Source organism: Streptomyces yongxingensis (genome assembly GCF_055597465.1).
In genome coordinates, this window is sequence record NZ_CM145717.1 from 2,041,607 (window position 1) to 2,059,412 (window position 17,806).

Genomic DNA, 17,806 nt, shown 5'->3' on the forward strand with positions numbered 1-17,806 from the left:
TCGCGACAGCGGCACCTTGCACCGATAACAAACACAACAGCACAGCGGTTCTACGAGCGACGGAGGGCACCATGGGGCGGGAATCGGGCAGAGGGATCGAGCGGCGCACGGTACTGCGGGGATCGGCGGCCGCCTCGGCGGCACTCGCGGTGCCCACCGTGGCATCGGCCGCCGCGTCGGCGGCGTCCGGCGCGCCCGCCCAGGCGCTGTCGGGGCGTCCGAGCGCCCAGTGGGGCGTGCAGGTGGGCGATGTGACGACGTCGTCGGGGCTGGTGTGGGTCCGCTCCGACCGTCCGGCCCGGATGATCGTGGAGACCTCCGCGACCGAGTCCTTCGCGCGGGCCAAGCGCTGGCACGGCCCGCTGGTCGGCCCCGGCAGCGACTTCACCGGGCGCACCGCGCTGCACGGCCTGCCCGCCGGGAGCCAGGTGCACTACCGGGTGCTGCTGGCCGACCCGGAGGATCCGCGCCGCACCGGTGAGCCGGTGCACGGCACGTTCCGCACGGTTCCCGAGCGCCGTAAGGGCGTGCGTTTCGTCTGGTCGGGCGATCTGGCGGGGCAGGGCTGGGGCATCAACCCGGACCACGGCGGCTACCGCGTCTTCGAGGAGATGCGCCGCCGCGAGCCGGACTTCTTCCTGTGCAGCGGCGACAACATCTACGCGGACGGCCCGATGACGGAGACCGTCAAGCTGCCCGACGGCTCCACCTGGCGCAACCTCATCACCCCGGAGAAGACCAAGGTCGCCGAGACGCTGGACGAGTACCGGGGCAACTTCCGGTACAACCTGCTCGACCCCGCCCTGCGCCGGTTCCACGCCGAGGTGCCGACCATCACCCAGTGGGACGACCACGAGGTGCTCAACAACTGGTACCCGGGCGAGATCCTGGTCGACGACCGCTACACCGAGAAGAACGTCAACGTGCTGGCGGCCCGCGCGCGCCGGGCGTTCGCCGAGTACTTCCCGATCAGCACGCTGCGCCCGGACGCGAGCGGCCGGGTCTACCGGGTCCAGCACCACGGCCCGCTGCTGGACGTCTTCGTGCTGGACTGCCGTACGTACCGCGACCGCAACTCGCCGAACCGCCAGCCGGAGGACGCCCAGGGCATCCTCGGCGCCGAGCAGCTGGCATGGCTCAAGCGCGAGCTGTCGCGGTCGCGCGCGGTGTGGAAGGTCATCGCCTGCGACATGCCGCTGGGCCTGGTGGTCCCGGACGGGGGCACCGACTTCGAGGCCGTCTCGCAGGGCGACCCCGGCGCCCCGCTCGGCCGTGAGCTCCAGATGGCCGAGCTGCTGCGGCACATCAAGCACCGGAAGATCACCGGCACGGTGTGGCTGACGGCGGACGTCCACTACACCTCGGCGCAGCACTACGACCCCTCGCGTGCGGCGTTCAAGGACTTCGCGCCGTTCTGGGAGTTCGTCTCCGGTCCGCTGAACGCGGGTGCCTTCCCGGCGGTGAAGCTGGACGGCACGTTCGGCCCCGAGCAGCCCTTCGTCAAGGCGCCGACAGTGGCGAACGTCTCGCCCGCCGAGGGCTTCCAGTTCTACGGCGAGGTGGACATCGACGGCGACAGCGCCGAGATGACGGTCCGGCTGCGCGAGGACGGCGGAAAGGTGCTTTACACCAAGGTGCTGCGGCCGGGCCTGGTCGGCCAGTAGCCGCGGTGCGCGGTGTGCGGCCCCGTACGGTACGCCGACGGGGCCGCGCACCGTAAGGCGACCGCGTTCCCGTACCGCGCACCGTAAGGCCGCCGCGTACCGTACGGGCATGGGATCCAGCGACGCCCCCGGCCCGGCCTCCCGGCTCACCTATCCGGAGGTGGGCGCCACCCGGCGGTGGCCGCTGCCGTCCGGCTATCGCCATCTGCGGGTGCGGACCCGCGTCGGCCACGGGCGGGCCGCGTTCGAGGCGGCCGGGCGGGCGGTGATGGACTGGCGGATGCACCGCGCGGTGGGGGTGTCGATCCGCGCCGCGGATCCGGTCGCCACGCCGGGGCGGCCGGTCGTGGTGGGCCTGGGGGTCGGGCCGCTGCGGCTGCGCGCGCCGTGCGAGGTGGTGTGGACGGTCGCGGAGGAGACACGGACCGGCTTCGCGTACGGCACGCTGCCCGGCCATCCGGAGCGGGGCGAGGAGTCGTTCGTGGTGGAGCTGGGGCCGGATGGCTCGGTGGTACTGACGGTGACGGCGTTCAGCCGTTCGGAGTCGTGGTTCGGCCGGGCCGGAGGGCCGCTGGTGCCGCTCTTCCAGCGGGCGTACGCACGGCGGTGCGGCAGCGTACTGCGCAGGTGGGCGGTAGGGTGACGGAGGTCCGGACGTCAACCTTTTGATTTCGGACAAAACAAGCTTCTGTTACCAGATACGCCCTTAACCCATAGGTCACAGTCTGTTCGTGATCACGCAACACCTTTGCGCGAGGGTGTTTGCATGACATTTCGAGCGACCCCCGAGCCCCCTCACCGGCACCGCCCCCGCTGGCGGCACGATCTGGTCGCATGGTGGTCACGGCGCCAGGGCCACGCGCCGCCGGGCAGCTCACCCTCGCCCGCGGCCGACGCCCAACCCGCCCACGCCGCGGGCGCCCCGGAGACCACGGCCCCCGAGGCCACCACGCTGTGGCGGATGCGCACGACCGTACGGGACGAGCCGGGCACCCTCGCCGCGCTGTGCGCGGCGCTGGCCGGGCACCGGGTCGACATCCTGGCCCTGCAGACCCATCCGCTGACGGACGGAACGGTGGACGAGTTCCTGCTGCGCGCGCCCGAGTCCCTGCCCTCCGACGGGCTGACCGACGCCGTCGCCGTCGCGGGCGGCCGTGACACCTGGGTCGAGCGGGCCGACACCCACGACCTGGTGGACGCGCCGACCCGGGCGCTGACGCTGGCCACCCGCACCGCCCTGGACGCCGCCGAACTCCCGCTCGCCCTGCGTCAGTTGTTCGGCCGCTGCACCATCCACTCCGTTCCCGCCAAGTCCCTCGGCGGACGGTCGCTGGACAGCACACCGCCCGCCGAAGGTGTCCTGGAGGAGACCGTGATGCGGCTGCGCGACCCGTCCGGCGGCGCGATAGTCATCGAACGGCCGTATCTGCCGTTCACCCCGACCGAGTTCGCCCGGGCCCGCGCGCTGGTCGAGCTGGACGCCCGGCTCGGCCCGCGGATTCCGCACGAAGGCGATGTGCTGACGCTGCCCGAGGGCAACGCCATCACCGTGCGCCGCGCCGACACCCGCGACCTGGCCGCCGCCCGCGAGATGCACGCCCGCTGCTCCTCCACCACGCTCGGGCTGCGCTACCACGGGCCGGTCGGCGACGCCGACCGCTACCTCGCCCATCTGCTGAGCCCCCGCTTCGGCCGCACCCTGGCCGCGTACACCGCCTCCGGGCGGATGGTGGCCCTCGGCCATCTGCTGTGGGACGGGGACGAGACCGAGGTCGCGCTGATCGTCGAGGACGAGTGGCAGCGCCGCGGCGTCGGCGGGGAGCTGCTGCGGCGGCTGGTGACGATGGCCGCCGAGACCGGCTGCGGATGCGTCTACGCCGTCACCCAGTCGGCCAACACCGGCATGGTCGCCGCGATGCGCGCCCTCGAACTGCCGCTGGACTACCAGATCGAGCAGGGCACGCTGGTGATCAGCGCCCGCCTCGACCCGGCACCGGCACCCGAGCCGGCCCTTCCGCTGCCGGTCCCGCCGCACGCGCACTGAGGCCGTCCGGGGACCCGTGCTCCGCCCGGCGGGCGTCGCGTCCCGCCGGGCCGCCGTCGAGCGCCCGGTCCAGATCGCGCCACAGGTCCTCCACATCCTCGAGCCCGACCGACATCCGCAGCAGCCGGTCGCCGATCCCCGAGGAGCGGCGGTCCCCCTCCGCCACGATCCGGTGGCTGATGGAGGCCGGGTGCTGGATGAGGGTGTCCACACTGCCCAGGCTCACCGCCGGAGTGATCAGCCGCACCCCGCCGATCACCGCGTGGGGATCGCCGTGGGGCTCGAAGGCCACCATCGCCCCGCCGATCCGGGGATAGTGGACGCGGGTCACCCGCGGATCGCCGGTCAGCCGCCGGGCCAGCTCGGCCGCGGTCGCCGACGCGGCCCGCATCCGTACCGGCAGCGTGGACAGTCCGCGCAGCAGCAGATATCCGGCGAGCGGATGCAGCACCCCGCCGGTGGCGAACCGCACCTGGCGCAGCGCCCGGGCGAACTCCTCGTCGCAGGCCACCACGCCGCCCATCACATCGCCGTGTCCGCCGAGGTACTTGGTGGCGCTGTGCAGGACGAGGCTCGCGCCGCGCTCGGCCGGGCGCTGGAGCACCGGTGTGGCGAAGGTGTTGTCCGCGAGCAGCGGAACCGTGCCGCAGGAGTGGGCGACGGCCCGCAGATCGAGTTCGGCGAGCGTCGGATTGGCCGGGGTCTCCACCATGACCAGGCCGGTGTCGGGGCGGATCGCGTCCGCGATCCCGGCCGGGTCCACCCAGGTGACCTCGGTGCCCAGCAGCCCGGTGTCCAGCAGATGGTCGCTGCACCCGTACAGCGGGCGGACCGCCACCACATGCCGCAGCCCCTGGGCCCCGCGCGCCAGCAGGCACGCGCTGAGCGCCGCCATGCCGCTGGCGAACGCGACCGCGCTCTCGGTGCCCTCCAGCCGCGCCAGGGCGGTCTCGAAGCGGGCCACGGTGGGATTGTCCAGACGGGCGTAGACGGGCGGGCCGTCCGGCCGGGCACCGGTGGCGGCGAACGCGTCGATCCTGGCGGCCTCCTGACGGCTGTCGTACGAGGGGTAGGTCGTCGACAGATCCAGGGGTACGGCGTGCAGGCCCATGCCCGGGAGGTCCTCGCGCCCGGCGTGGACGGCCTCGGTGGCGAACGCGTGCCGTGCGGCGGCGTCGCCGTGCGGGCCCTGTGCGCTCGGCGCGGTCTCCGTGCTCCGTATGGTCCCCGTGCTCCCTGTGCTCTCCGTGCTCTGCCTGATGTCCATGCGTGAAGGGTGAACAACCACCGGGCTCTCGCGGCCGATGCCCGTGCTACGTTCGGCCGATGGCCGAAACCGTCGCTCTCGATCCGGTGGATCTTCAGATTCTGCGGCTGCTGCAGAACGACGCCCGGACCACCTACCGCGATCTGGCCGCCCAGGTCGGCGTGGCGCCCTCGACCTGTCTGGACCGGGTGGCCCGGCTGCGCCGCTCCGGGGTGATTCTCGGCCATGCACTCCGCCTGGACCCCACCAAGCTGGGGCGCGGTCTTCAGGCCCTGCTCTCGGTGCAGCTGCGGCCCCACCGCCGGGAGCTGGTCGGCCCGTTCGTGGAGCGGATCCGGGCGCTGCCCGAGTCCCGGGCGCTGTTCCACCTGGCCGGGCCGGACGACTATCTGGTGCATGTGGCGGTGGCCGACACCGCCGATCTCCAGCGGCTGGTGCTGGACGAGTTCACCTCGCGCCGCGAGGTGGCCCGGGTCGAGACCCGGCTGATCTTCCAGCAGTGGAGCTGCGGCCCGCTGCTGCCGCCCGCCCGGGACGGCTCGGCAGCCTCGTAACACACCCCTGTTCCCATGCGTCACACCCCCGTGGTGCTGACGCCACACCCCGGAACGTACGAGGATGGGCCGCATGTCCGATACGAAGAACGCTCCGCTGCCCCGCCAGGTCGCCGACAGCTATGTCGACGCCCTCATCGAACTCGACCCGATCACCGGCACCTACCTGGGCGTTCCCGAGAGCTCCCGGCGCCTTCCGGACTTCTCCCCCGAGGGGGCGAAGGCCATCGCCGACCTCGACCGCACCACCTTGGACCGGCTGGCCGAAGCGGAGGCGCGCCCCGGTGCGGACAGCGACGCCGAGCGCCGCTGCGCCCGGCTGCTGCGGGAGCGGCTGACCGCCGAGCTCGACGTGCACGAGGCCGATGAGCATCTGCGCGCGGTCAGCAACCTGAGCTCCCCGCTGCACTCGGTGCGCGGCATCTTCACCGTGATGCCCACCGAGACCGAGGAGGACTGGTCGGCGGTCGCGGCCCGGCTGCGCGCCGTACCGGCCGCGCTGGAGGGGTACCGCGCCTCGCTCGCCGAGGGGCTGCGGCGGAACCTGCCGGCCGGTCCCCGGCAGGTGTCCACGGTCCTCGAGCAGCTGGCGGAGTGGATCGGCACGGACGGTGGCTGGTTCGCGGACTTCACCGCCGAGGGCCCCGACGCGCTGCGCGGTGAGCTGGACGAGGCCGCCGCCGCGGCCACGGGCGCGCTGGTCGCGCTCCGCGACTGGCTGCGCGACACCTACGCCCCGGCCATCGAGGGCGCGCCCGATGTGGTGGGGCGTGAGCGCTACCGCCGCTGGGCCCGGATGTGGAACGGCACGGACCTCGACCTGGACGAGGCGTACGCGTACGGCTGGTCGGAATTCCACCGGATCCACGCCGAGATGCGCACCGAGGCCGAGAAGATCCTGCCCGGCGCCAACCCGTGGGAGGCGCTGCGCCACCTCGACACCCACGGCGCCCATATCGAGGGCGTCGAGGAGACGCGGGTGTGGCTTCAGGAGCTGATGGACGAGGCCATCGAGCAGTTGGACGGCACCCACTTCGACCTGGCCGAACGGGTCAAGCGGGTCGAGTCGATGATCGCCCCGCCGGGCAGCGCGGCGGCGCCGTACTACACGCAGCCGTCGGTGGACTTCTCCCGCCCCGGCCGGACCTGGCTGCCCACGATGGGCGAGACCCGCTTCCCGGTCTACGACCTGGTCTCCACCTGGTACCACGAGGGCGTCCCCGGCCACCATCTGCAGCTCGCCCAGTGGGCGCACGTCTCCGACCAGCTCTCCCGCTACCAGGCCACGGTCGGCATGGTGAGCGCCAACGCGGAGGGCTGGGCGCTGTACGCGGAGCGGCTCATGGACGAGCTGGGCTATCTGTCGGACCCGGAGCGGCGGCTGGGCTACCTGGACGCGCAGATGATGCGGGCGCTGCGGGTGATCGTGGACATCGGGATGCACCTGGAGCTGGAGATCCCCGCCGATTCGCCCTTCCACCCCGGTGAGCGGTGGACTCCGGAGCTGGCGCGCGAGTTCTTCGGGCTGCACTGCGGCCGTCCGGCGGAGTTCCTCGACAGTGAGCTGGTGCGCTATCTGGGCATGCCGGGGCAGGCGATCGGCTACAAGCTGGGCGAGCGGGCCTGGCTGACGGGGCGGGAGGCGGCCCGTAAGGCGCACGGCGACGCCTTCGACGCCAAGAAGTGGCACATGGCGGCGCTGTCGCAGGGGTCGCTGGGTCTTGACGACCTGGTGGAGGAGCTGTCGGCGCTCTGAGCCCGGCCAGATTGGGGTGAGGGCGGGCCGCGGCCATATGGGCGCGGCCCACCCCGCTACAAGGTGTCCGGCGGACGCCGCGGGGGCTCCGCCCCAGACCCCGGGGTCTGGGGCGGAGCCCCAGTTGTGGGAAGGGGCGGGGAGGGGAAAGCAGCCCGCCGCAGGCCACGATCCGCCGGAGCCCCCTCAGCAGGTCGGAGGAACTCCGCTACGGTTCGGGCGGCGCCCCGAAGGGGCGCGGGGCCGTGTCGATGTGCGGCTCCGCCGCGTGGGACCAGCCACGACGGCGCCGCAGTCGGCCAACGACGCATGGCGCCACTTCCCGCGGAGCGCTCAGTGTGCGGCGGCCGTGCGGTGGCGTACGGCCGAGCCCTGGCGGCCCTTGACGACCTCCAGCTGGGCGGGGATCCGCCGGCGCAGATCGGCGACATGGCTGACGATGCCGACCGTACGGTCGCGTTCGCGCAGCGAGTCCAGCACGTCCATGACCTCGTCCAGGGTCTGCTCGTCGAGGCTGCCGAACCCCTCGTCGATGAAGAGGGTGTCCAGGCGGACCCCGCCCGCCTCGTCGGTGACCACATCGGCCAGGCCCAGCGCGAGGGCGAGCGAGGCGGAGAAGGTCTCGCCGCCGGAGAGGGTGGCGGTGTCGCGTTCGCTGCCCGTCCAGGCGTCGATGACACGCAGTCCGAGACCGGAGCGGCCGCGCCCGCCGGAGCGCGTGTCGGAGTGCACCAGGGTGTAGCGCCCGGAGGACATGTGGCGCAGCCGTACGCTCGCCGCCGCGGCGACCTGCTCCAGCCGGGCCGCCAGCACATACGCCTCCAGCCGCATCCTGCGCTCGTTGTCCGCGGAGGTGCCCGCCGCGAGCGAGGCGAGGCGGGCGATCCGGTCGTGCTCCGCGCGCAGCGGGGCGAGCCGGCGGGTGTCGGCGAGCGCTTGCGCGGAGAGCGCGTCGAGCTCCTCGCAGCGGGTGCGGGCGGCGGCGTCCGCGGCCGAGACCTCGCGCAGCGCGCGGGTGGCCGCGTCGGCCGCCGTCCGCGCCGCCGCGGGGTCGGCGGGCGGCGCCTGCGCGGCCGCGAGCACCCGCGGGTCGGACAGCTCGGCCGCGACCGCCGCCGACTCCGACTGCCAGGCGTCGAGACGGCGGCGCGCCTCGCGCTGCCGGTCCGGGGGCAGCACGGCCTCGGCGGCCTGCTCCGGGGTCTCGAACCCGGCCCGGTAGGCGGCGTCGGCGAGCCGGGCGTCGGCCTCCTTCAGCCGGTTCGCGGCCGCCTCGGCGGCCCGCGCCGCCTCGGCGGCGTGGGCCAGCAGCGCCGCCTGCCGCTCGAGCCGCGCCGCGCGCCGCGCGACGGTGGCGTCCGTGCCGCGCGCCTGCTCCAGCTCGGCCAGCAGCGCGGCCCGCTCCCGGGCCAGGGCCTCGCGGTGCGAGGTGCGGGCGGCCGCCCGCCGCTCGGCCTCCTGCCGCTGTTCCGTACGGCGGGTGTGCTCGCCCTCGGCCCGGTCCAGGGCCTCGCGGGCGGCGTGTGCGTCGGCCGCCGCGTTGCGGGCCTCGGCGTACGCGGTCCGCAACTCGGCCAGGGCCCGGTCGAGTTCGGCCGCGTCCTCGCCCTCCGCCGTGGCCTCCGCAGCCGCGCGGGCCTCCCGCAGCGCGTTCCGCGCCCGCTCGGCCTCCTCGCGGACCTCCTCGGCGCGCTGGTAGTCCGCCAGCGCGGCCTCCTCCGCCGTACGGTCCACATGCCCGGCCCCGGGCCGGGCCGGGCTCGGGTGCTCGGTCGCCCCGCACACCGCGCAGGGCTCTCCGGCGCGCAGCCCGGCCGCCAGCTCGGCGGCGATACCGCGCAGCCGGGCCTCTTTGAGGTCGAGCCAGTTCTGCCGCGCGGCGGCGGCGCCTTCCCGCGCCCGCAACAGCTCCTCGCGCGCCTGCCCCTCCTGTCCGGCGAGCCGGTCCCGCCGCCGGGCGGCCTCAAGGCGCCGCTCGGCGGGCTCGATCCGCCCGCCGAGCTGCTCGGCCCGGGTGACGGCCTCCTGCGCCACCTCGACCCGCCGCTGATGCGCCCGGTGGGTCTCCTCCCACCCGGCGAGCCACTCGGCGGCCTCCTCGATCGCCTCGTCGTCGGCGCGGGCCTCCCGCTCAAGCGCGGCGATCTCGCGGAGGACGGCCTCCGCCCGAACCTCCCCCCGCCGCGCGGCCCCCAATGCCCCCAGTTCCTCCCGCACCCGCCGCTCAACCTGTCCCAGCCGCCCGGCATCGGCCTCGGCGAGCAGCACGGCCGCGCCCGCGCCCTGCGAACCGGCGTCCCGCTCGCCGTAGGGCCCGTCACCGTCACGGGCCGCGCCCGTCGCCGCGCCGCCACGACTCGCCTGGGGCGCGGCCTGCCTCACCGCGTCGGGGCGCGACCCACCGGGCCCGCCCGAGGCCGCAGCGTCACCGGACGGCGCCCGGCGCGGCACGCCCGCCCCGGAACCAGCCTGCCCACCCGCCGTCCCGTTCTCGGCGGCGGAGACCCGGCCGGTGGCGCACACACCTGCTCCCTGCGCCTGATCCGGCAGGCCCACGGCGGGGCCCTCCGCCCTGACGGGCGCGTCCGGGCCCGGCGCGCCCGTTGCGGTACGGCCGTCCCTGACCGTCTGTGCCATGTGGTGCCCCTGCGGGCCGGGTTCGCCGGAGGCCAACGTCCCCGCTTCACCAGACGGCTCCCGGCTCGGCATGTCGTCCGCGGTGGCCTCGTCGGGAGCCCGCCCGGCCCACGCACCTTCCGCGCCCGCGTGCGGGGCGGGGTCCTCCGGGGACGCGGTGGCCTGTGCGGGCAGGGGTGCGTCGGACGAAGCGGTCGGGCCCACGGGGGTGCGTTGGTCCGGAATGCCCGGGATCGGCGCGAGGGTCGTGGCCGCCAGGCCGGGCTCGGACGCCAGGCGGGCGCGGGCCTGCTGTTCGGTGGATTCGGCGGTGTGGTGGTCGCGGGCGGCGGCGGTGCGGAGGTCGAGTGCGGGGACCACCGCGTCGGCGGCGCGGGCGCGTTCCAGCAGCTCGCGCAGGCGGTCGTGGTCGGGTCGCTGCCGTTCGAGGTCGTCCGCCCGGCGGCGGGCCTCGGCGTGGCGGCGCTGGAGTTCGGCCCGTTCGCGGGTCTCGTCGGCGGTCCGCCGGGCGGCGTCGTGGGCCGCCTCGGCGGCCCGTACGGCGGACAGCGCGATGTCCCGACGTTCGCGTGCGCCCGCACGCGCGACGGCGGCCCACTCCAGGACGGCGTCGGCCAGCCCCGGCTCACCGGGGGTCAGCTCGGGCAGCGGATGCCCGTCCAGCTCCGTGGTGCGGCCCGCCGCCTGCGCCATGCGGTGGGCGAGCGCGAGCAGCCGCTCGTCCCCGGCGGCGACCCGCTTCTCCGCCGCCCTCCGCTGCTCCGCCAGCCGTTCCTCGACGGCGGCGAAGCGGCCGGTGTCGAACAGCTTGCCCAGCAGTTTGCCGCGCGCCAGCTCGTCGGCGCGCAGAAAGCGGGCGAAGTCGCCCTGCGGCAACAGCACCACCTGGCAGAACTGCTCCCGGCTCATGCCGAGCAGCTGCGCGATCTCCTCGCCGATCTCCTGGTGCGAGCGGCTGAGGGCCTTCCACGCCCCCGCCCCCGCGCTGGTCGAGGATGCCGGTGGGACGTACTCGCGGAGCAGGGTCTGCGCCTTGTCCCGCGTCATCCCCGTGCCCCGCTTCTTGGGGCGCGGCTGCTCGGGGCGCCGGGTGATCTCCAGGCGCCGCTCCCCGACGGTGAATTCGAGGACGACCTCGGTCGGGGTCAGCGGTTCGGCGTGGTCGCTGCGCAGCGAGAGCCCGCTGCCCTGGCGGGCGCCGGGCACCTGGCCGTACAGCGCGTAGCAGACCGCGTCCAGGACGGATGTCTTACCGGCGCCGGTCGGCCCGTGCAGCAGGAAGAGCCCGGCGGCGGACAGCTCGTCGAAATCGATCTCCTGGGTGGCGCCGAACGGCCCGAAGGCCGTGACGGCGAGCCGGTGCAGCCTCATCGCGCCGCCTCCCGCGCGGTCGCCCCCGCGGTCACGGCACCCGCCGTCGCCGCCCCCGCGCCGTTCTCCTCGCCCGGCACAACGCCCTCGTGCGCCTCGCTCCGTACCGCCTCCAGCGCGTCGTCGAGCAGCGCGCGCTCCGCCTCGTCCGGGCCGCGGCCGCCCCGCACATGGGCCACGAAGTCCTCGGCGATCTGCCGGTCCGAGCGGCCGCGCAGCCGCTGTGCGTACGAGGCGAGCGGGTCCTCGGGAGGCCGCTCGGGGTCGAAGACCAGCGTGAGCACGTGGGGGAAGCGCCGCACCAGCCGGGCCATCGGCTCATGCGGCCGCACCGCGTCGGTCAGCGTGGCCTCGACCCACGCCTCCTCGTGGCGCTCGAGTTCCGGATCGGCGAGCAGCTCCTCGATCCGGCCGCGGATCCGGGCCAGCGGCCTCGGCACCGGGCACTCCACCCGTTCGCACGACGGCGCCTCGCCCGCCGCCCCCAGCTCCACCACCCACATGGACTTGCGGTGCGCCGCCTCGGAGAAGGAGTACGCGAGCGGGGAGCCCGAGTAGCGGATGCGCTCGGTGATGGTCTGGCAGCCGTGCAGATGGCCGAGTGCCGCGTAGTCGACGCCGTCGAAGACCTCGGCGGGTACGGAGGCGACGCCGCCGACCGTGATGTCCCGCTCACTGTCGCTGACCGCGCCGCCGGTGACGAAGGCGTGCGCGAGGACGACGGACCGGGTGCCGGCGGGCCGGGTGGCGAGGTCGGCGCGCACCCGGTCCATGGCGGCGCCCAGCACCGCCGTATGCCCGGCCGCCGAGGCGCCCAGCTCCTCCCGCACCAGACCCGGTTCGAGATACGGCAGACCGTAGAAGGCCACCTCGCCGTGGTCGTCGGAGAGGACGACGGGCGTGGCGCAGCCGGCGGGGTCGGTGCGCAGATGGATCCCGGCCCGGTCGATCAGCCCGGCGCCCACGCCGAGACGGCGGGCCGAGTCATGGTTGCCGGAGATCATGACCGTCGGCACCCCGAGGTCCGCGAGCCGGTGCAGGGCGTCGTCGAAGAGCTCGACGGCGGCGAGCGGCGGCACGGCGCGGTCGTAGACGTCTCCCGCGACGGCCACCGCGTCGATGCGCCGCTCGCGCACGGTGGTGACGAGGTGGTCGATGAACTCGCGCTGCGCGGCAAGGAGGCTGACCCGGTGAAAGGACCGCCCGAGGTGCCAGTCGGAGGTGTGCAGAATTCTCAACGATCGACTCCGACCCGCACGTTCGTCCTTTCTCCGCCCCTGTGGCCCATAACGGCGCCCGCACCGGATCAGCGGTACGGGCACCGACCACGTTAACCGCGATCGGTGCCCGGGACCCCACGGACCTCGCTTTCGTCCCCGGGTTACCTGCGCATCTCCCCCCACCGGGAGTCGTCGAACGCGTCGAGACCGTCGGGGATGCCGGGGTGGCCGTCGTAGGGGCCGGGGTCCCTGTGGCCGTCCAGCGAGTGGGGGTCGAGGTAGTACCACTCCGCGGTCGGGCCCGGTACGGCGCCGGGGGCCGCCGTCGGGTCGGGACCGGCGGACGGTTCGGGGAACCGGCGGTCGTGGGCCGACGGGGCCGGCGGCACGGGCTGCCGTGCCGCCCGCCGGGTGTGGTCGGGCTTCGACGCCTTCGACGCCTTCGGCTTCTTCGGCGCCGCCAACCCGTCCGGCATCAGCAGCTCCACCCGCACGTCGGGGGCGGCCCGCTTCTGCGTGACGAACTCATCGATCTGGCTGCGGCAGGCGTGGTCCAGATGGGTGACCCCCATCAGGTCCAGCCGGATCCGCGGCGTCCCCGCCGAGCCCACGGCCTCCAGCGCGTCGATGAGCTTGGGCAGCCGCAGGAAGGTGGCGTTGCCCTTCATGACGACCTTCGCGGTGTCGCCCTCGACGCGGTGCTCGACGGAGGTCTGCGACATCCGCAGCGCGGCCAGCACGATCCCGGCGGCGAGCCCGACCAGCACCCCTTCCAGCAGCGCGGTGGCGACGATGGCGCCCGTGGTGAGGACCATGACGGCGAACTCACCGCGGTCCTGGCGCCACATCGCGGGGAACTGCTCGGGGGCCAGCAGCTTCCAGCCGCTGTGTACGAGGACACCGGCCAGCACGGAGATCGGGATCAGGGCGAGGACACCCGGCAGCAGCAGCGCGAAGGCGAGCAGCCACAGGCCGTGCAGGGTCCGGGAGATCCGGGTCTTGGCGCCGGACTGGACGTTGGCCGAGCTGCGGGCGACGACGGCGGTCATGGGGAGCGAGCCGAGCATGCCGCAGAGGGTGTTTCCGGCGCCCTGGGCGATCAGCTCGCTGTTGAACTGGGTGCGCTTGCCGCTGTGCATCCGGTCAACGGCGGCGGCCGTGAACAGGCTCTCCGCCGAGGCGATGACGGTGAAGGTCACGATGGCGGTGAGGATCGCGGGGTCGGTGAGCCCGGCGAACTGTTCGGGGCCGGGTACCTGGACGGCGGCCAGCAGATTGCCCACCTGGAGCGTCTTCACCTCGACCCCGGGGAGGGAGGCGACGACGATGCCGAGGCCGACCGCGACGAGCGCGGCGGGGATCTTCTTGACGGGCCCCGGCACCTTCTTCCAGACGAAGCTGAGGACGACCGTGGCGATGCCGAGCAGCGCGGCGATCGCCGTCTGCGCGTTCATGAAGGTGTCGACGACGAGCGCGGGGAAGCCGAGGATGTTCTCGATGGCCGTGCCGGGGGCCGTGGCATCGGCCAGCGGATACGACTGGCTGAACATCAGCGGCAGCCCGATCCCGGCGAGCATGCCCTGGACGACGGCGATCGAGGTGGCCTGGAACATCCGGCCGAGGCGGATCAGCCCCAGCACGATCTGCAGAATTCCCGAGCCGAGCACGATCACGCCGAGCATCGCGATGCCGTTGGCCTCCACCGTCTCCGCCACGAGCGCGGCGAGTCCGGCGGCGGGCCCGCTCACCTGGAGGGTGCTGCCCGGGGTCATGCCGACGACGAGGCCACCGATCACACCCGTGATGATGCCGAGTTCGGCCGGGGCCCCCGAGGCGACGGCGACGCCGATGCACAGGGGCAGGGCCACGAGGAAGACGACCAGCGAAGCGCTGATCTCCGTGCCGAGGTCGACGCCCTGGACGGTCCCGCCGGTCTTTCCCTTGCCCTTACCCCTCCCCTTTCCCTCGCCCTTGGCCGTGGGCCCGGGCCTGCCACCCGCCCTGTCGTCGGCCTCATGGAAGCTGGGAGCGTCGGCCGTTTCCCATCCGGTTCCACCGGCGGACGCATACGCGGGCATCGGTTGCGTCGACTGGGTGTCGCGTGCGCCGTCCGGCGGGAAGACCTCGTCGACGTCGTACGACGGCGATGGAACCGGCTGACTCCGGCCACGGGCATGTCGTCCGCTCGTCATGAGTGCACCCGGAAGTCACCGTCGGTATCGAGCTCCCAGAGCGCGGCGCTGTCCACCTGGTAGAACCAGCCGTGCAGACGCAGCCGGCCCGTCTCCAGCCGGCGCCGGGCCGCCGGGTACTCCTCCAGCGCGGCCAGCTGGTTCCGGACATTGAGCTGTGCCAGTTCCCGCAGGGACGGATCGTCGGAGGCCGTGCCGAGGGCGGGGGCCAGCCCCGGCCGCGCGACCGACAGCCAGGCGCCCACACCGGGCAGCCGGGACAGGTCCGTCCCCGAGGCGAGCGCACCCATCGCGCCGCAGTGGGAGTGACCGCAGACGACGATGTCTGAGACGCCGAGCACCTCCAGTGCGTACTCGATGGTGGCGGCCTCGCCGGAGACCGGATGCATCCCGTGCGGGGGAACGATGTTGCCCGCGTTGCGCAGCTCGAATATCTCGCCGGGCCGGGCTCCGGTGATCAGTGCCGGGATCACCCGGGAATCCGAGCAGGTAATGAAGAGTGCCTCGGGAAATTGCCCTTCGGCCAGTTTCCGGTATTCGCCGTGGTCGAAATCGGCCCGGCGCCGGAACGAGCGGGCGTGTTCGATCAGAGCCCTCATCATGCCTCCCTGACGGGTGGTTGAACCAGATGCGAATCACCGTAGGGAGGGCCGTACCAGGCGAAGGCTAAACGAACACTAGAGCATGACAAGTTCTTCTCCAATATTCGGATCCGCGCTCGCAACATTACAAAAACCAGGAAGCCATTCCGGTATTGCGGTACACAGGTCCCCATGACCGTACGAGCGCTACTCATCGAGGATGACGAGACGATCGCCGAGCCCCTCGTCGAGGGACTGGGGCGGTATGGACTGATGGTGGGTCATGTCAGCACGGGGGCAGCCGGGCTGGAGGGGCCGTACGGGGACATCGTTCTGCTCGACCTGGGCCTGCCGGACATGGACGGCATCGATGTCTGCCGCGGTATCCGGCAGGTGTCCGATGTGCCGATCATCATGCTCACCGCGCGAGGTGAGGAGGCCGACCGGGTCCTGGGTCTTGAGCTGGGCGCGGACGACTACTTGGCGAAGCCGTTCAGCATGCGGGAGCTGATCGCCCGGATCCGCGCGGTGACCCGGCGTTCCCAGCGCACCGCGACCGCACCGGCCGCCGCCGCCCCGGCCACGACCGCTCCGCCCGCCGCCACCACCGCCTCGGCCCCCATCGCCCCGGCCGCCGCCCAGCCGCCGCCCCGGGAGCAGGATCCGCTGGTCGTGGACCGCCGGACCCGCCAGGTGTGGGTGGGCGGCGCATCCGTCAGTCTCACCCCCAAGGAGTTCGAGCTGCTGGCCCTGCTCACCGAGGACCCCGGCGCCGTCTACTCGCGCCAGCAGATCCTCGACCGCGTCTGGGACCCGCACTTCCACGGGCCGACCAAGACCCTGGACGTGCACATCGCCACGCTGCGCCGCAAGCTGGGCGATCCGGCCTGGATCCAGACGCTGCGCGGGGTCGGCTTCCGTCTGGCCGTCCACTCGGGAGTTCCGGCGGGGACCCCCTCGGGAGTCCCGGAGGCCGCCCGGCCGTGACCCGACGTCTGCTGCTCGGATATCTGAGCCTCGCCGTGCTGACCCTGCTGAGCCTCGGCATACCGCTCGGCTATGTCTACGGCAGGGCCGAGCGAGAACAGATCATCTCCTCGGCGGAGGACGAGGCCGAGTCGGTCTCCGCGTTCGCCTCGCTGTCCATCATGGCGGGCCGCGAGCAGCGCGAGCTGCCGCAGCGGGCGCGGCACTGTGCCGAGCGCATCCGGGGCAGGGTGGTCATCGTCGGCGACGACGGCCGGCTGCTGGCGACGTCGCATCAGATGTCCGCCACGGAGTCGCGGAACCTGGTGTCGCGCCCCGAGATCGCCGCCGCGCTGCGCGGCCGGGACGCGATCGACGTGCGCACCTCCACCATCGGCGGCGTCCGCTATCTCTCGGTCGCCGCGCCCGTCGTCCACGGCGACGATCTGCAGGGCGCGGTGCGGCTCACCGTGCCCACCGACGCGGTGGAGGGCCGGGTCCACCGGATCTGGCTGCTGCTGGCCGTGGGCGGGCTCGCGATCCTCACGGCCGTCGCCGCCGTGGGGCTGGTCTTCGCCCGCTGGACCAGCCGCCCCATCCTGGAGCTGGAGCGGTTCGCGCACCGCCTGGCCGACGGACGGTTCACCACGCCCGCCCCCGTGACCTCCGGCCCGCCCGAGGTGCGCAGTCTCGCCGCCACGTTCAACCAGACCGCCGCCCGGCTGGAGCATCTGCTGGCCTCCCAGCGCGCCTTCGCCGCCGAGGCGTCGCACCAGCTCAAGACGCCGCTGGCGGCGCTGCGGCTGCGCCTGGACAATCTGGAGGCGGAGCTGACCGGGCACGCCCGGGACGGTCTCGGCGCCGCGCTGACCGAGACCGACCGGCTGGCCCGGATGGTCGAGGGGCTGCTGGCGATGGCGCGGCTGGAGGAGAGCGCCGTCACCCCCGAACCGGTCGACCTGGACCAGGTGTGCGCCGAGCGCCTGCGCACCTGGAGCCCGCTCTTCGACCAGCACAAGGCCCATCTCGCCCTGCTCGGCGACCGGGTCGGCCGGGCGCTCGCGGTGCCCGGGGCCATCGAGCAGATCCTGGACAATCTGCTCTCCAACGCGCTGCGTGCCACGCCCCTGGGCGGCACCGTCACCATGGTGCTGCGCTGTCCGGCCCCCGACCGCCGCCATCTCCCCGCGCGGCCCGCCTGGATCGAGCTGCATGTCATCGACGAAGGCCCCGGCATGACCGCCGATCAGCGCCGCCGCGCCTTCGACCGCTTCTGGCGCGCCCCCGACGCCCCGAAGGGCGGCACCGGTCTGGGTCTGTCGCTGGTGCAGCGGCTCGCCCACGCGAGCGGAGGGGAGGCCGGCCTGGCCCGGGCGCCCGGTGGCGGCCTCGACGCCGCGATCCGGCTGCGGCCCGCGCCCCGCGCGGCCCAGGGGGGCCGCCCGTCCAGAATCGGGCTGCCGAGGAGAGCCCGGAGCGACCGGGGCACACCGGAGTCCGCTCCGTCCCCGCCCTCGGTGCGCTCACCGGTCTAGGTGTGCTGTCCGGAGAGGT

Annotated in this window: 12 protein-coding genes; 7 read left to right on the forward strand and 5 right to left on the reverse strand. The window is 73.9% G+C overall.

All coding sequences use genetic code 11. From position 1 onward, the window contains the following. The first annotated feature begins 71 nt into the window (after positions 1-71). The 3 genes from ACZ6TD_RS08190 (at position 72) to ACZ6TD_RS08200 (ending at position 3,708) form a co-directional block, all read left to right on the forward strand. Positions 72-1,664 (forward strand): alkaline phosphatase D family protein, encoded by a 1,593-nt coding sequence (locus tag ACZ6TD_RS08190; protein WP_471351989.1) that lies wholly within the window; start codon positions 72-74, stop codon positions 1,662-1,664. Positions 1,665-1,773: 109 nt separating this feature from the next. After that, complete coding sequence (locus tag ACZ6TD_RS08195; RefSeq protein ID WP_471351991.1) at positions 1,774-2,307, forward strand: DUF1990 family protein; 534 nt, start codon at positions 1,774-1,776, stop codon at positions 2,305-2,307. Between the two features lie 123 nt (positions 2,308-2,430). Beyond that, the gene (locus ACZ6TD_RS08200; RefSeq protein WP_471351994.1) at positions 2,431-3,708 is read left to right on the forward strand and encodes a GNAT family N-acetyltransferase; all 1,278 of its coding nucleotides are present in this window, start codon (positions 2,431-2,433) and stop codon (positions 3,706-3,708) included. Here the strand turns inward: ACZ6TD_RS08200 and ACZ6TD_RS08205 are convergent. Next, positions 3,635-4,975, reverse strand: coding sequence for a trans-sulfuration enzyme family protein (locus ACZ6TD_RS08205; protein ID WP_471351996.1), 1,341 nt, complete (start codon positions 4,973-4,975; stop codon positions 3,635-3,637). The genes ACZ6TD_RS08200 and ACZ6TD_RS08205 overlap by 74 nt on opposite strands. 59 nt (positions 4,976-5,034) lie before the next feature. Between ACZ6TD_RS08205 and ACZ6TD_RS08210 the strand changes: the two genes are divergently transcribed. Both ACZ6TD_RS08210 and ACZ6TD_RS08215 read left to right on the forward strand, forming a co-directional pair. Next, the gene (locus ACZ6TD_RS08210; RefSeq protein ID WP_471351998.1) at positions 5,035-5,529 is read left to right on the forward strand and encodes an Lrp/AsnC family transcriptional regulator; all 495 of its coding nucleotides are present in this window, start codon (positions 5,035-5,037) and stop codon (positions 5,527-5,529) included. A gap of 73 nt (positions 5,530-5,602) precedes the next feature. Continuing rightward, the gene (locus ACZ6TD_RS08215; RefSeq protein ID WP_471352001.1) at positions 5,603-7,285 is read left to right on the forward strand and encodes a DUF885 domain-containing protein; all 1,683 of its coding nucleotides are present in this window, start codon (positions 5,603-5,605) and stop codon (positions 7,283-7,285) included. A gap of 333 nt (positions 7,286-7,618) precedes the next feature. Here the strand turns inward: ACZ6TD_RS08215 and ACZ6TD_RS08220 are convergent, their stop codons facing one another. The 4 genes from ACZ6TD_RS08220 to ACZ6TD_RS08235 all read right to left on the reverse strand — a co-directional run bounded on the left by ACZ6TD_RS08220 (position 7,619) and on the right by ACZ6TD_RS08235 (position 15,304). After that, complete coding sequence (locus ACZ6TD_RS08220; protein ID WP_471352003.1) at positions 7,619-11,293, reverse strand: AAA family ATPase; 3,675 nt, start codon at positions 11,291-11,293, stop codon at positions 7,619-7,621. Then, positions 11,290-12,531: an exonuclease SbcCD subunit D gene (locus tag ACZ6TD_RS08225; protein WP_471352005.1), complete on the reverse strand. Its 1,242-nt coding sequence runs from the start codon at positions 12,529-12,531 to the stop codon at positions 11,290-11,292. Before ACZ6TD_RS08225 ends, ACZ6TD_RS08220 begins: the two co-directional genes overlap by 4 nt. A 143-nt stretch (positions 12,532-12,674) precedes the next feature. Next, the gene (locus ACZ6TD_RS08230) at positions 12,675-14,705 is read right to left on the reverse strand and encodes a SulP family inorganic anion transporter (RefSeq protein ID WP_471352007.1); all 2,031 of its coding nucleotides are present in this window, start codon (positions 14,703-14,705) and stop codon (positions 12,675-12,677) included. Next, entirely contained in the window at positions 14,702-15,304 is a 603-nt protein-coding gene (locus ACZ6TD_RS08235; RefSeq protein WP_471357558.1) for a carbonic anhydrase, read from the reverse strand. The genes ACZ6TD_RS08230 and ACZ6TD_RS08235 overlap by 4 nt, the downstream gene beginning before the upstream one ends. 174 nt (positions 15,305-15,478) lie before the next feature. On the opposite strand from ACZ6TD_RS08235, the gene ACZ6TD_RS08240 reads away from it, so the two are divergent. Further along, the gene (locus ACZ6TD_RS08240; protein WP_471352008.1) at positions 15,479-16,273 is read left to right on the forward strand and encodes a response regulator transcription factor; all 795 of its coding nucleotides are present in this window, start codon (positions 15,479-15,481) and stop codon (positions 16,271-16,273) included. Continuing rightward, the gene (locus ACZ6TD_RS08245) at positions 16,270-17,787 is read left to right on the forward strand and encodes a sensor histidine kinase (RefSeq protein WP_471352010.1); all 1,518 of its coding nucleotides are present in this window, start codon (positions 16,270-16,272) and stop codon (positions 17,785-17,787) included. The genes ACZ6TD_RS08240 and ACZ6TD_RS08245 overlap by 4 nt, the downstream gene beginning before the upstream one ends. Positions 17,788-17,806 lie beyond the last annotated feature (19 nt).